General features: G+C 59.9%; 11 protein-coding genes and 2 tRNA genes. 4 read left to right on the forward strand and 9 right to left on the reverse strand.

What is annotated here, in order from left to right; all coding sequences use genetic code 11:
- Positions 1 to 211 precede the first annotated feature (211 nt).
- The 4 genes from B723_RS11725 to B723_RS11740 all read right to left on the reverse strand — a co-directional run bounded on the left by B723_RS11725 (position 212) and on the right by B723_RS11740 (position 4,787).
- Positions 212 to 1,507 carry a virulence factor family protein gene (locus B723_RS11725; RefSeq protein WP_017336776.1) on the reverse strand — a complete coding sequence of 432 codons (1,296 nt, stop codon included), beginning with the start codon at positions 1,505 to 1,507 and terminating at the stop codon, positions 212 to 214.
- Positions 1,507 to 4,149 (reverse strand): bifunctional lysylphosphatidylglycerol flippase/synthetase MprF, encoded by a 2,643-nt coding sequence (gene mprF, locus B723_RS11730; protein WP_017336777.1) that lies wholly within the window; start codon positions 4,147 to 4,149, stop codon positions 1,507 to 1,509. Before mprF ends, B723_RS11725 begins: the two co-directional genes overlap by 1 nt.
- A 278-nt stretch (positions 4,150 to 4,427) precedes the next feature.
- Positions 4,428 to 4,504 (reverse strand) — tRNA-Met (locus tag B723_RS11735).
- Between the two features lie 206 nt (positions 4,505 to 4,710).
- A tRNA-Met gene (locus B723_RS11740) sits at positions 4,711 to 4,787 on the reverse strand.
- A 301-nt stretch (positions 4,788 to 5,088) separates the two neighbouring features.
- On the opposite strand from B723_RS11740, the gene dinB reads away from it, so the two are divergent.
- Positions 5,089 to 6,150, forward strand: coding sequence for a DNA polymerase IV (gene dinB, locus B723_RS11745; RefSeq protein WP_017336778.1), 1,062 nt, complete (start codon positions 5,089 to 5,091; stop codon positions 6,148 to 6,150).
- A 92-nt stretch (positions 6,151 to 6,242) separates the two neighbouring features.
- Here dinB and B723_RS11750 read toward each other — a convergent pair whose 3' ends face one another.
- The 4 genes from B723_RS11750 to B723_RS11765 form a co-directional block, all read right to left on the reverse strand.
- The gene (locus tag B723_RS11750; RefSeq protein WP_017336779.1) at positions 6,243 to 7,196 is read right to left on the reverse strand and encodes a hypothetical protein; all 954 of its coding nucleotides are present in this window, start codon (positions 7,194 to 7,196) and stop codon (positions 6,243 to 6,245) included.
- Positions 7,197 to 7,213: 17 nt separating this feature from the next.
- Positions 7,214 to 8,929: a proline--tRNA ligase gene (locus tag B723_RS11755; protein ID WP_017336780.1), complete on the reverse strand. Its 1,716-nt coding sequence runs from the start codon at positions 8,927 to 8,929 to the stop codon at positions 7,214 to 7,216.
- A 130-nt stretch (positions 8,930 to 9,059) separates the two neighbouring features.
- A complete protein-coding gene (locus B723_RS11760; RefSeq protein WP_017336781.1) occupies positions 9,060 to 10,619 on the reverse strand; it encodes an AmpG family muropeptide MFS transporter in 1,560 nt (519 codons plus the stop codon).
- Between the two features lie 43 nt (positions 10,620 to 10,662).
- Entirely contained in the window at positions 10,663 to 11,043 is a 381-nt protein-coding gene (locus B723_RS11765) for an MGMT family protein (RefSeq protein WP_238588318.1), read from the reverse strand.
- A gap of 135 nt (positions 11,044 to 11,178) precedes the next feature.
- Between B723_RS11765 and B723_RS11770 the strand changes: the two genes are divergently transcribed.
- Positions 11,179 to 12,189: a DUF481 domain-containing protein gene (locus B723_RS11770; protein WP_017336783.1), complete on the forward strand. Its 1,011-nt coding sequence runs from the start codon at positions 11,179 to 11,181 to the stop codon at positions 12,187 to 12,189.
- Positions 12,190 to 12,299: 110 nt separating this feature from the next.
- Here the strand turns inward: B723_RS11770 and B723_RS11775 are convergent, their stop codons facing one another.
- A complete protein-coding gene (locus B723_RS11775; RefSeq protein WP_002554837.1) occupies positions 12,300 to 12,509 on the reverse strand; it encodes a cold-shock protein in 210 nt (69 codons plus the stop codon).
- 354 nt (positions 12,510 to 12,863) lie between these two features.
- On the opposite strand from B723_RS11775, the gene dcd reads away from it, so the two are divergent.
- Positions 12,864 to 13,430, forward strand: a complete 567-nt coding sequence (dcd, locus tag B723_RS11780) for a dCTP deaminase (RefSeq protein WP_007904652.1) — start codon at positions 12,864 to 12,866, stop codon at positions 13,428 to 13,430.
- Positions 13,431 to 13,536: 106 nt separating this feature from the next.
- Complete coding sequence (locus B723_RS11785) at positions 13,537 to 13,746, forward strand: hypothetical protein (protein ID WP_017336784.1); 210 nt, start codon at positions 13,537 to 13,539, stop codon at positions 13,744 to 13,746.
- Positions 13,747 to 13,748 lie beyond the last annotated feature (2 nt).

Consider the following 13,748-nt stretch of genomic DNA (forward strand, 5'->3'; position numbering starts at 1 on the left):
CGCGAAGCGCGATTTCACACGCCGCTGGAGAAGACGGTGGAGATCCAATGTGGGAGCGGGCTTGCTCGCGAATGCGGACTGACATTCAAGACTGATATCGACTGACCCACCGCTTTCGCGAGCAAGCCCGCACAGGGGCAGTGTGTCTGCTGGAATTAAAAAGCCCCCGCTACCGTAAGGCAACGAGGGCTTTTTTGTGGGCGGGTTCAGATCACTCCTGCGCCGCTGTCTCCTTCGCCTGACGCTTCTCAATCACCTCCACCAACCGCTGGGCCAGTTTCGGGTAGTTCTCGTCGAAGTGGTGGCCACCGGGCAGTTTGATCGCTTCGCCCACGGCGGTCTTGTCGGTGCAGCCGCTTTCGTCGGTTTCTTCTTCACCGTAGATGCACACCACTTTCTCGGCGGGCAGCTTGGCCATTTCCGGGCCGGTGGCGGCTTCTTTGCCGGCGTTGCCGAGCCAGCCTTCGACTTCGATCTCGAAGCTGCCAGTGCGGGCGAAGGCCAGCAGGATGATTGCGTCGACGCGTTGCTGTTCCGAGGCTTCCAGGCGGTTGTAGATCGCCGGCAATACGTCAGCACCGAACGAGTAGCCGGTCAGGATGAAGCGCTTGGTGCCCCATTTCTGCCGGTAGTGCTGCATCAGTTCGGCGAGGTCCAGGGCGCTTTGCTCCGGGCTCTTGTGCTGCCAGTAGTAGCGCAGGGTGTCGATGCCGACCACCGGGTAGCCGATCTTGGCCATCTCGCCCGCCACGTCGCGGTCGAGGTCGCGCCAGCCACCGTCGCCGGAGAGGAACAGGGTGACCGTATCCTTGGCCTGGCCGGCCGGCACTTCAACCACTGGAATCTGCAGGCCGCCAGCAGCTTTGTCGCCGCCGACGAGGAGTTTGCGCAGTTCGTTGTTCAGCACTTGCGGCAGGTTGATGTCGTAGTCGCTGATGCTGGTTTCGGCGTTGGGTTGGTCGCGTACGAAACCGGCGCTGGTGTCGTCCGGGTTGTCGTTCCACGCCACCAGCCAGTGGCCGTGAGCGGCGCTTTTCGGCAGCAGGTGGGTGCAGCCGGGTTTTTCCAGGGCCAGGTCCACCGAAACGGCCTGGGACTTGTCGTCCTTCTGCTCGGACAACCAGCGCCACGCCAGCACGGCGCCAGGGCCGATGCCGCTGACCAGGGTCGCCGGGCCTTTGAGTTCTCTCAGGCCCGCTTGCAGGGCGCGGCTTTGCAGCAGGCATTCCTTGGGCAGGATCACCTGAACGATCTGCGCCGAACCGCTGCGGCTGAGGGTCATCAATTGCTTGTCGCTGAGTTTCTGGTCTTCATTGACCGCCACCAGCACCTGGGCGCGGGGCGTGTTGCCGGGAATGACACGGGTCATCGCCGCGCCGCCGGCCGGTGTCAGCTGTTCCAGGGTCGGTTCTGGCGCCGGACGTTTGAGGTACCAGTAACCGCCACCGAGAATCAGGGCCAGCACTACCAGTGTGGCCAGTACGTACCGCAGGGAGCGTTGAATCATCAGCGTTTCACCAATCCAGTCAAGCCGCCCGCAATCAGGGCAGCAGTGTCGGCCAGGGCAACCAGCGGATCGAGTCCGGCGGGCACGGCCATATAACGGGGTTCCCAGTCAGGCTGGAACTTGTCTTTGAAGCGGCGCAAACCTTGGAAGTTGTAAAGCTGCTCACCACGGCGGAAGACCATCGAGCCCAGGCGCTGGGTCAGTGGTGCACCGCGACGGGGTTGCAACCCCGACAGCGGCACCATGCCCAGGCTGAAACGCGCGTATCCATGATTTTTATAATGTTGAATCAGGCCGACCATCATGAACTCCATGGTCAGCTTGGGGGCATCCGGGTGCGCGCGCATCAGGTCGAGGCTGGCCAGGTCGTGGCCGTAAGTCTCGAGCAAGTTGGCGAACGCTACCGGACGCCCTTCGAAACGAATCACCGCGACGCGGAAATGCTTGAGGTAGTCATCGCTGAAACGACCGAGGGAGAAACCTTTCTCGCGCACGTTCTTGCCGGTCAGCCAGGCATCGGAAATCACCTTGAGCTCATCCATTGGCGCATGCCCTGGCTCATGGATCTCCAGCGACAGGCCATCGCGGGTGCCACGGTTCCAGGTGTAGCGCAGGTCTTTCATCTCCTTGCCCTTGGCTTCGAGATCAAAGCGCTGCAGATCGACCCGGGCTTCTTCGCCGAGCTTGATCGCGGTCAGGCCGATGTCCATGTAGTACGGCAGGTTTTCCGCGCGGACCTGATAGAACACCGGCCGGGCGTGGTGGATGTCGCAGAGGTCGCGGAACTGCCAGATCATCTCGGCCCGTTGCTGGGTCGGGCCGATCGGGTCGTACAAGGCCACGAGGCTACGCCCACGGCGGGCGTACATCAGGAACGCCTCGTCGTTGGGGTGGAACAGTAGCGCCTTGTCACCGGTCAGGGCGAGGCCACCATCCGGTTGTGCGGAAGCCATCAGGATTTTTACCGCGCGGTCCAGCTCATCCGGCGTCGGCAGGTGAATCACCGGGCGCGCAGTGCGCAGCAGCCAGGTCAGGGACACCACCACCAGCAGCACGGCGGCGCCCAGCAACGAGCGCAGGCCACGCGGGGCGTCGGCGTCGAGGGTGAACTGCCACCAGAGTTGATGGCTGTACGGAACGTCCTGATAAGCGAACAGCAGCAACCAGATCGACGCACCGAGCACGCACAGGCTCGACACCAGATACAGCGGCGAAAACGGCAATTCAGTCAATCGGCTCGGGCGATAGAACGAGCGGCGGAAAACCCCCAGCAGGCTCGCGGTCAGGGTCATCAGGCAGGCTTCTTCCCAGTCGAAACCTTTGAGCAGCGAGAGCACGGCACCGACCAGCAACAGAATGGTGGTGAGCATCCAGGCGGCCGACAGTCTGCGGCGCAGGCCCTGAGCCAATAGCAGGCAGAGCACGCCGACGAGGCTGGCGCCGAAGTGCGAGGCGTCGACCAGTCGATGGGGAATCAGAAAACCGATGTGTTCCAGGCGCGTGTCGATTTCCGGAGTTACGCCGGAGAACAGCAGCACCACGCCAGACAGGAACACCAGCACCGCCAGAATCGGCGCGGCCAGGCCGGACGCGGCGCGCAAAGACTGACGCGTCTGAAACAGGCGCTGGCCTTCGTTGATCAGCAGCAGCAGACAAGCCACCAGCAGCGGCAGCACCACGTAGATCAGGCGATAGAGCAGCAGTGCGGCGGCCAGTGGTGCAGCGCCGAGTTTGTCGGCGAAGGCGGCCAGCAGAATCGCTTCGAATACCCCGACACCGCCGGGCACATGACTGAGCACGCCTGCGGCCAACGCCAGCAGGTACACCAGCAAGAACGCACCGAAGGGCGGCGCTTCCGGCAACAACAGATACAGCACCGTTGCGGCGGCGGCCACGTCAAGGGCGGTAATGATCAGTTGCAGGAACGTCAGGCGGCGGCCCGGAAGGCGCAAGGTGCGACGACCGACCTTGACCAGCAGGTTGTCCGCATAAGGCTGCTCCGGCAGGCGACGACGGTAGATCCCGACCGCCAGCACGATAAACAGCAGCAGCACGGCGGCAGCGATCACACCCAGCAATATCTCGGAGAGACCGAGGGCGGCGGACGCGGCTGGCAGGTTGCTCAGTGTCGCGAGGGCGGCCAGCGGGGGCAGGGCGCAGCCAAGCGAGAGACTGGCGAACAGCGTCATGTGCGCGACTTCGGAAGCCCCCAGGCCATGACGTGCATATAAACGATAGCGAACCGAGCCCCCCGAGAGCATCGACAGACCGATGGCATTGCCGATGGCGAATGCCGTGAATCCGCCGAGGGCAAGAATTCGCGGCGCCAGCGTTACGCCGGCATAGCGGCTGGCCGACCATTCATAGCCGAGCAATATGATGAAGCCCACGACCGTCGCTGCCAGTGCGCCCAACAGTGCAGGTTTCGGTACTTCAAGAATCGAGTCGTGCAGAGCGTACAGATCGAGTTCGCTCAGCAGATGGCGACAGGCAATCAGCGCGATCGCGAACAACAGCAGGGTGACCGCCAGGCCGATGGGCTGGCGATACTTGCTGACCTGATCAAGCAAGCGCAAACGCTCGGGCTTGATGGGTTGTGTCGCTGTGACAGTGTCTTGTGGATCAGACGAGTTGGCGCGCATCAATCACCTCTTGGATTGTGCGCGACAGGATGGGGGTATCCAGCCAAGTTACCAATCCCTGTAGAAAAAAATAATCACAAATATTAACGCCTCTCGCCGGGTGTCGGCGATGGCAGGTCATCCGTCGTGGAGGATTCCGTCTGCGATCCAGCATAGTCTGATCTCAGCGCTTCAGTGATCCCGAACACTTCCCCACAGAGTGACAGGTCATTGTTGCGAAAGGACTTTTTCAACAGATACAAAAAAGGCCACTCTTTCGAGTAGCCTTTTTTGATGTTTGGTTGCGGGAGCCGGATTTGAACCGACGACCTTCGGGTTATGAGCCCGACGAGCTACCAGACTGCTCCATCCCGCGTCTGTGTGGCGGCATTCTATAGAGATACGCCTGTGTGTCAACCGTTAATCCGGAACCGGGTCAAATAAGCGTGAATAAGCGGCGAACGGTCGCAGGGGAGCGCTAAGTTTCGGAAGCAGAACGATTTCTCGGTTCCGGTGAAAAGAGGGGGCAAAAACAGGCGCGCACAAAAAAGGCCACTCTTTCGAGTAGCCTTTTTTGATGTTTGGTTGCGGGAGCCGGATTTGAACCGACGACCTTCGGGTTATGAGCCCGACGAGCTACCAGACTGCTCCATCCCGCGTCTGTGTGTCGGCATTCTACAGAGGATCGCCGGGCTGTCAACCTTCAATCTGGATAAAACCTGTTCTGGTTCAATCGGTTAGCTTGAAAGAACGCCAGTGTAATCGGCTGGGAGTCAGGCGTGGCAAGGCTTCCAGCTCTATCGCAGGCGGTCTTTCGATTGAGAAAATAAATTCATCTGCGACTTTTCCTACGGGCAGGAAAGAACATTCAGACTACTGGTGCTATATACAGGTGTCAGTGAGATACTGCCAACCCGGCCTGCCATGTCTCCTTTTCTACGCCATGAACACCGCTTTCATATGACCCAGCGAAAAATCATCCACGTCGATTGTGACTGCTTCTACGCTGCCATCGAGATGCGTGACGACCCGCGCCTGGCCGGAAAACCGCTGGCGGTGGGCGGGTCGGCGGATCGGCGCGGAGTGATTGCCACCTGCAACTATGAAGCGCGAGCGTATGGCGTGCGTTCGGCGATGTCTTCCGGGCACGCCTTGAAGTTGTGCCCGGACCTGACCATCGTCAAGCCGCGCATGGACGCCTATCGAGAAGCCTCGAAGGAAATTCACACGATCTTTCGCGATTACACCGACCTGATCGAGCCGCTTTCCCTCGATGAGGCCTACCTCGATGTGTCGGACAGTGCGCACTTCGGCGGCAGCGCCACACGAATTGCCCAGGACATCCGCCGACGGGTGTCCAATCAGTTGCACATCACGGTTTCGGCCGGCGTGGCGCCGAACAAATTCCTGGCCAAGATTGCCAGCGACTGGAAGAAACCCAATGGTTTGTTCGTCATTACGCCGGATCAGGTCGAGGACTTTGTCAGTGGCTTGCCCGTGAGCAAGTTGCACGGCGTGGGCAAAGTGACGGCCGACAAACTGGGCAGGCTCGGCATTGTCGATTGCTCGCATTTGCGCGAGTGGGACAAGTTGGCGCTGGTGCGTGAATTCGGCAGCTTTGGCGAACGACTTTGGAGTCTGGCCCGTGGGATCGATGAGCGGCTGGTGCACAACGACAGTCGGCGGCAATCGATCAGTGTCGAAAACACGTATGACGTGGATCTGCCGGATCTGGTGAGCTGCCTGGATAAATTACCGGAGTTGCTGGAAACCCTGGCGGGCCGCATGGCTCGGATTGACGACAGTTATCGACCGGGCAAGCCGTTCGTCAAAGTGAAGTTTCATGATTTTACCCAGACCACCCTTGAGCAGGCCGGGGCAGGGCGGGACCTGGGGAGTTATCAGTTGTTGCTGACCCAGGCGTTCAATCGCGGCGGAAAGCCGGTGCGGTTGTTGGGGATTGGGGTCAGGCTGGAGGATTTGCGCGGCGGGTTTGAGCAGATGGAGTTGTTTGAGCGATAACCTCTAAAAACAAAAGATCGCAGCCTTCGGCAGCTCCTGCGGAGGAAAAATACCGCGTAGGAGCTGCCGAAGGCTGCGATCTTTTAGGAGACTTAATTCGGTCCCGGATCCGCCACCAATCGCCCGGCATCCTTGGTCAATGACTTGAGGAATTCAGTCTGCAACTCCGGATCGTTGCGAGTCAGCTCGATCAGGCTCTGTTCCAGCTCGCTGGCTTCTTCTTCCAGGCCCAGCTCCGACAGACGTTTGACCCGGTGGACCCACTGGCTCACTTCGTCGTCTTCAAGATCGTCGTAAATCAGCCCATGGGCTTCAAGCAGTTTGCCGCGCAACGAGCTGCTGACCGCCAGGGTTGAGTCGGTATGCACATCGTCCTGACCATCTTCGACCTTGATCAGCAGCCGGCTCAGATGGTTGATGTCATGTTCGGCGAACGGGCTGTCCAGCAGGTTCAGGCGCAACACGCCATTTTTGTCAGTGCTCAGCTCGAACGTTTCCTTGCCGGCCTTGACCTCCACCGGGCGCTCACTCCACGGCAGGCTCGAGTATTCCGTGCGCTTGTCGAGCTGGACCTCATCGATACCCGCCAGGTTCTGCTGCGCACGACCGTGCGACGGCGCGTTCATGAACGGATTTAGCCCGGCAAAACCGTAACTGAACCAGTCCTTGGTCACGCTATCCGGCAAATTGCCGAGGGTGAACACGTTGACCACGTTCGCGCCGACACCAGCCACCACGGCCACCGCGCCCAGCGGGATCTCATAGATCTCCCGCCAGGGTTGGTAAGGCGTGTAGCGGTCGTAATGCCGCGTGACTTCGAACTCGGTGACTTCGAAGGTCTTCTGCTCGTGGATTTTCACCCGGCGTTGCGGCAGCTCAAGCACCTTGGGCTCACCGACATCGATCTGCAGGCTGTGGTCGAGCAATTTGCGCTCGACACGTTCCTCGTGCTCGCTGCGTTGCGACATGTGATTGGCACAGCCGCTGACCAGCAGGGTGCCGCACAGGGCGGCACCACCGAGGCCTAAGGTGTTTCGCTTGAACATGACTTCTCTATCTGGTGTCAGCGGCGGATACGGGCCTGGAGGAAGGACAGCACGTCAGCGACCGGCAGCGCTTGCGCCTCGGGCTCGGTGCGGCTCTTGTATTCCAGATTGCCTTCGGCGAGGCCGCGGTCACTGACCACGATCCGGTGAGGAATGCCGATCAGCTCCATGTCCGCGAACTTGATGCCCGGGCTGGTTTTCTTGTCGCGATCGTCCAGCAGCACTTCGAAGCCGGCCGCAGTCAGTTCTGCATACAGCTTGTCGGTGGCTTCGCGAACCTGCTCGGTTTCGTAGCGCAGCGGCACCAGGGCAACCTGGAATGGCGCCAGTGTGTCGCTCCAGATGATCCCGTTCTCGTCGTTGTTCTGCTCGATGGCGGCGGCCACCACGCGGGAAACGCCGATGCCGTAGCAACCCATTTCCAGGGTGACCGGCTTGCCGTTCTCGCCCAGCACTTCGCACTTCATCGCCTTGCTGTACTTGTTGCCCAGCTGGAAGATGTGCCCGACTTCGATGCCGCGCTTGATTTCCAGGGTGCCTTTGCCGTCAGGGCTAGGGTCGCCCGCCACGACGTTGCGCAGGTCGGCAACGGTCGGAACCGGCAGGTCACGCTCCCAGTTCACGCCGAAGTAGTGCTTGTCATCGATGTTCGCACCGATACCGAAGTCGCTCATCAGCTCGACGGAACGGTCGATGATGATTGGCAGCGGCAGGTTCAACGGGCCGAGCGAGCCGGCACCGGCGCCAATCGCGTCACGCAATTCGCTTTCCGACGCCATGACCAGCGGGCTGGCAACGCCTGGCTGGTTGGCGGCCTTGATTTCGTTCAGCTCGTGGTCGCCACGGATGATCAAGGCAATCAGCTTGCCTTTCTCTTCGGCGTGCACCACCAGGGTCTTGATGGTCTTTTCGATCGGCAGGTTGAATTTTTCCACCAGCGCGGCGATGGTTTTGGTCTCTGGTGTGTCGACCAGGCGCAGCTCTTCAGCCGGCGCCGGACGGGAGGTTTCCCGTGGCACGGCTTCGGCCTTCTCGATGTTCGCGGCGTAGTCGGAACCGTTGCTGAAGACGATGTCGTCTTCGCCGGATTCGGCCAGTACGTGGAACTCGTGGGAGCCGGCGCCGCCGATGGAGCCGTTGTCGGCTTCAACAGGGCGGAATTTCAGGCCCAGACGGGTGAACACGTTGCAGTACGCCTGGTGCATGCGGTCGTACGTGACCTGCAGCGAAGGCTGGTCAGCGTGGAACGAGTAGGCGTCCTTCATGATGAATTCGCGGCCGCGCATCAAACCGAAGCGGGGGCGGATTTCGTCACGGAATTTGGTCTGGATCTGATACAGGTTGATCGGCAGCTGTTTGTAGCTGCTCAGCTCGTTGCGCATCAGGTCGGTGATGACCTCTTCGTGGGTCGGGCCGGCGCAGAAGTCGCGACCGTGGCGATCCTTGAAGCGCAGCAACTCAGGGCCGTATTCTTCCCAGCGACCGGATTCCTGCCACAACTCAGCCGGTTGAGTACTCGGCATCAACACTTCGAGAGAGCCCGCGGCGTTCATTTCTTCACGAACGATGGCTTCGACCTTGCGCATCACTCGCAAGCCCATCGGCAGCCAGGTGTATAGGCCCGAGGCGAGTTTGCGGATCATGCCGGCGCGCAGCATCAGCTGATGGCTGATCACGACCGCATCGGAAGGCGTTTCTTTCTGTGTGGCGAGCAAAAATTGACTGGTGCGCATGGTTGGCCGTTGTCGGTTGCTGATGACGAGAAATGACGGAGCATTGTACGGGCGAGATCTGCTGGCGTACAGGCGTGCGGTCGGTGGTGTGGCTCGAGGGCAGGATTCTCCACGCCCTCGGCGAAGCGTCCTACGATTCTTCCGCGACCTGGGTCGGCACCGGTTCTGGCGTCGGTGTCGGGCCTTCGCGGCGGTTCTCCTGGAACCAGTGCAGGGCGATCAACAGCAGTGTCGGAACACCCAGCAACGCGGTGATCAGGAAGAAATTGTGATAGCCGAACTTTTCCACCATGACCCCGGAATAGCCGCCGATCAGGCGTGGCAGCAGGAGCATGATCGAGCTGAGCAGGGCGTATTGGGTGGCCGAGAACTTGAGGTTGGTCAGGCTCGACAGATAGGCGACGAACGCCGAGGTCGCCAGGCCCGAGCTGAAGTTGTCGAGGGAAATGGTCAGGATCAGCATGTTCAGGTTGGCGCCCATGTCGGCGAGCATCAGGAACAGGATGTTGGTGCCCGCTGACGCCACGCCGCCGATGAACAGGATCGGCAGGATGCCGAAACGCACGATCAGCAGTCCGCCCATGCCGGCGCCGACCAGGGTCATGATCAGGCCGAAGATTTTGCTGACGCTGGCAATCTGATCCTTGGTGAAGCCTTGGTCGATATAGAACACGTTGGCCATCACGCCCATTACCGTATCCGACATCCGATACGTGGCGATCAGTCCGAGTAGCAGCAGTGCCTGCCAGCGGTAACGCAGAATGAAGTCGTTGATCGGGGTGAGTACGGGCGCGAGGCCTCGGCGGCCTATGGCCGAAAGGCACAGCGCGGTGAGCGTGGTGTAGAGAATCGCCCGCAGGAACGCGCGATCTTCCAGCAGCAGGTCGAGCAGGCTCGTGCCTTGGAACAGCACGCTGGCGAAGTCGGTGTTGTAGAGCTGGGTAAACATGGCCGGCACGGACACCAGCAGCACGATCAGCACGAACACCGAGGCCAGTTGATGCGCAAAGCTGTAGCGCCCGGCCTGGAGTTGCGTGCGTAACGGCACTGGCGGTTCACGCATGAAAAACGAGGTGAGCAGCGCCGGAACCATCAGGGCACCGAACAGCAGGTAAGTGCCGGCCCATGCCGAATGCTTGTAGTTGAAACCGGTGGAGCCGAAGCCTTCGGCAAAGAACAGGGCGCCGGCAGTGGCCAGCAGCGCCGCGATCCGGTAGCCGGACATGTAGCTGGCGGCGAGGGCGGCCTGACGGGTGTCGTCGGCGATTTCCAGGCGATAGGCGTCGACCGCGATGTCCTGCGTCGCCGAAGCGAAGGCTACGACCACGGCGATTGCGATCAGCCAGGACAGATGTTTTTGCGGGTCGCAGAAACCCATCCCGATCAGGCCGAGGATTACCAGTGCCTGGGACAGCACCAACCACGAGCGACGGCGACCGAGCTTGCCAAGCAAGGGCAGGCGCCATTGGTCGAGCAGCGGCGACCAGACCCATTTAAAGGCGTAGGCCAGGCCGATCAGGCTTGCATAGCCGATGGTTTCGCGAGCCACACCGGCTTCACGCAACCAGACCGACAGTGTCGAAAACACCAGCATGTAGGGCAGGCCGGCGGCGAAACCAAGCAACAACAGCACAAGTGTTGAAGGGCTGGCATAGGCGGCGAGCGCGGCGCGCCAGGTTTTACGGGGCATGGGCTGAAGTCTGCCTCAAGATTACGGAAACAAAGCGCGCACTCTAACCGCTGTGCTCTACCGGGCGCCAGCCATGGCGCTGAATATCAACACGATTGTTCAGGACACTGATCCCTTCGGAGCGTAATCGCGCGCGCTGCTCATCCCCTGAGGGACTGCCCACCGGCAGGCTGATTCGACCGCCGGCGCCGAGCACGCGGTGCCAGGGCAGTTTGGTGTCGCCGGGCAACTGGCTCAGGGTACGACCGACCCAGCGCGCCGCGCGGCCGAGTCCTGCCAGTTCGGCCAGCTGACCATAACTCACGACTTTGCCCTCGGGCACCTGCGCCAGGGTCAGATAGAGCGCCGTGCGTCGGATTTGCGCGGCACTTTCTGTTTCGAGGGTGGGGTCAGTCACGTTCGGGCTTCCTGAAGAGGTTCGCATTACCGTCTGTAGAGTAAATCCTTGATCGCTTACTGAGAAATGAACTCGGTGGGAATAGTCGTGTCAGTCCAAGCTAGGGCCTTGTTCCTTGGGATAATGCCGACTTTTTTCGCAAACTTGAGCCTGTATTTGCTTATGGTGTCCAGAACCCTGCTGTGCCTCGCTGTCTTGAGCGCTTCCTCGTCCGTGCTCGCCGATACCGTCTGGTTGAAGAACGGTGACAAACTGAGCGGCAAGATCACGCTGTTTGACGGCGGCAAACTGTTGATTCAGACCGAGTACGCCGGCTCGGTGCCTATCGACTGGAAGCAGGTCAAAACCCTGGAAAGCGATCAGGAGTTGCTGGTCAAGCAGGAAACCTACAAAGGCGAGAAGGCCAAGTCGCTGCACGCGGCAGACGACGGCAAGGTGACGCTGGAAAACGGCGAGGCACCGAAGACGGTCGAGCTGGCGAGTATCCAGCAGATTCTCAAACCCAAGCCGGTCGTCGAAGATCTGGTCTGGAAAGGCAATATCGATGCGGCGCTGGATTACCAGCGGGCGGAAAAAGACACCGACGATTACGACATCGACTTCAAGACCACTGCGCGTCATGGCAGATGGCGGCATATCGCGGAAGGCGAGTACAACCGTGAATTCCAGGATGACGTGGTTACCACCGACAACTGGCGGGGCGAGTACTCCCTCGACCGCTTCCTGACCGAGAAATGGTTCTGGCAGGGCCGCGCGGTCTATAAGCGCGACAAGGTTGAAGAGCTCTCCCGTCAGCGCACCGTCGGTACCGGGCCGGGTTACCAGTTCTGGGATGACGAGCTGGGCGCATTCTCGCTGGGCTCGCTGGTCAACCGCACGGACTACCAGTTTGACGACGGCAGGAAAGAAAACTTCTATTCCCTGGCGATGAAGTGGGATTACAACCGCTACCTGATCGGCAAGAAGGTGGAGTTCTTCACCAATGGCGAAGTGGGCAAGCCGTTGTCGGGCGTGGCAGATTATGCGCTCGATGCGGAAGTGGGCCTGCGCTACAAAGTGACCGAGTGGGCGTCACTTAACCTGAAGGCCGAACGAGACATCATCAGCGGTACCGATGACGATGCCGATCTGGACAAGACCCGCTACACCGCAGGATTCGGTGTGGCCTGGTAAGCCACAAAAAATCGCAGCCCACGGGCTGCGATTTTTTTTGCCTGCAAAACACACAGGCACAAAAAAGCCCCGCTTTTAAGGGCGGGGCTTTTTACTAAAGCAAGTACAAGTTAGATAACTTGAACTTCTTCAGCTTGCATGCCTTTCTGACCGCGGGTAGCGATGAAAGAAACCTGTTGGCCTTCTTTCAGGCTTTTGAAGCCGTCGGATTGGATAGCTTTGAAGTGAACGAACAGGTCGTCACCGGATTGTGGAGTGATGAAGCCGAAGCCTTTTTCATCGTTGAACCACTTAACGGTACCAGTTTGGCGATTAGACATGGTGTAACTCCTTGAACAAAGATAACTGCGACACAGGAAGAACCCTGGCCGAGACTGAGTGCAAAGAGCAGGAAAAATTCTTGTAGATGGTTGGATCGAAATTCAACATATCGTGTAGAGATTCTCAGTGACACAAGCAGCACAGTGGCGCCACCTTAACCCTTTTTCCGGGACGTGCCAATGCTTCCTGCGAAGGTTTCTCTGTTTTCGTGACTGACGGTGCATCGTATTGCGGCGAAGCGCCGGAATTTACGGGGGATCGGCGAGAATTGCGCCACGGTCTTTGAACCCGAAGCGCGCGCCCGGTAAGATGCCGGACAGATTTTTTCCACCTCGCTATTCAGGACACCCGCCATGAGCATCAAATCGGACAAGTGGATTCGCCGCATGGCGCAAGAGCACGGCATGATCGAACCGTTCGTCGAGCGCCAGGTGCGCGGCAGCGACGATAGCCGTGTGATCTCCTACGGCGTGTCGAGTTACGGCTACGACGTTCGTTGCACTAATCATTTCAAGGTGTTCACCAACATTAACTCGGCTATCGTCGACCCGAAAAATTTCGATGCTGGCAGTTTCGTCGACATCCACAGCGATGTCTGCATCATCCCGCCGAACTCTTTCGCCCTGGCGAGCACCGTCGAGTACTTCCGTATTCCGCGCAACGTATTGACCATCTGCCTGGGCAAAAGCACCTACGCCCGCTGCGGCATCATCGTCAACGTGACCCCGCTCGAGCCTGAGTGGGAGGGGCACGTGACCCTGGAATTCTCCAACACCACCAACCTGCCGGCGAAAATCTACGCCAACGAAGGCGTGGCACAGATGCTGTTCCTTGAATCCGACGAAGAGTGCGAAGTTTCCTACAAGGACCGTGGCGGCAAGTATCAGGGCCAACGCGGCGTGACCCTGCCACGTACCTGATCGATTCATCTGGCAGCTAGCGGGAATTCTTGAGCGGGTAGACACTCTACTGGGTGTACTGCCCGGTTCGCGCACAGCGGACCAGGCCTTTGCTCAGGAGTGCTTTATGAAGATCGATCCGCGAATAAGTGCCGAACTGGCAAGGCTTGAGCCCAATCAGGTTGGCGTCTTGGCCTGGTCCTTGTTGGCACATCCGCCAATCAGCATGGCGGGGGGCATCCCCGGCCAGCCTGATCCCGATACCCCTAACGAACAACCCACCGAACCCGGCGAGCCGACCCTGCCGGATGAGCCGCCTCCCGCGCCGGTTGCCTGATT

The organism is Pseudomonas fluorescens NCIMB 11764 (assembly GCF_000293885.2).
GTDB lineage: Bacteria > Pseudomonadota > Gammaproteobacteria > Pseudomonadales > Pseudomonadaceae > Aquipseudomonas > Aquipseudomonas fluorescens_B.

Coding starts and splice junctions, on each gene's coding strand:
- B723_RS11725 (WP_017336776.1), bottom strand. CDS start 1,507: ATGATTCAACGCTCCCTGCGGTACGTACTGGCCACACTGGTAGTGCTG.
- mprF (WP_017336777.1), bottom strand. CDS start 4,149: ATGCGCGCCAACTCGTCTGATCCACAAGACACTGTCACAGCGACACAA.
- dinB (WP_017336778.1), top strand. CDS start 5,089: ATGACCCAGCGAAAAATCATCCACGTCGATTGTGACTGCTTCTACGCT.
- B723_RS11750 (WP_017336779.1), bottom strand. CDS start 7,196: ATGTTCAAGCGAAACACCTTAGGCCTCGGTGGTGCCGCCCTGTGCGGC.
- B723_RS11755 (WP_017336780.1), bottom strand. CDS start 8,929: ATGCGCACCAGTCAATTTTTGCTCGCCACACAGAAAGAAACGCCTTCC.
- B723_RS11760 (WP_017336781.1), bottom strand. CDS start 10,619: ATGCCCCGTAAAACCTGGCGCGCCGCGCTCGCCGCCTATGCCAGCCCT.
- B723_RS11765 (WP_238588318.1), bottom strand. CDS start 11,043: ATGCGAACCTCTTCAGGAAGCCCGAACGTGACTGACCCCACCCTCGAA.
- B723_RS11770 (WP_017336783.1), top strand. CDS start 11,179: ATGGTGTCCAGAACCCTGCTGTGCCTCGCTGTCTTGAGCGCTTCCTCG.
- B723_RS11775 (WP_002554837.1), bottom strand. CDS start 12,509: ATGTCTAATCGCCAAACTGGTACCGTTAAGTGGTTCAACGATGAAAAA.
- dcd (WP_007904652.1), top strand. CDS start 12,864: ATGAGCATCAAATCGGACAAGTGGATTCGCCGCATGGCGCAAGAGCAC.
- B723_RS11785 (WP_017336784.1), top strand. CDS start 13,537: ATGAAGATCGATCCGCGAATAAGTGCCGAACTGGCAAGGCTTGAGCCC.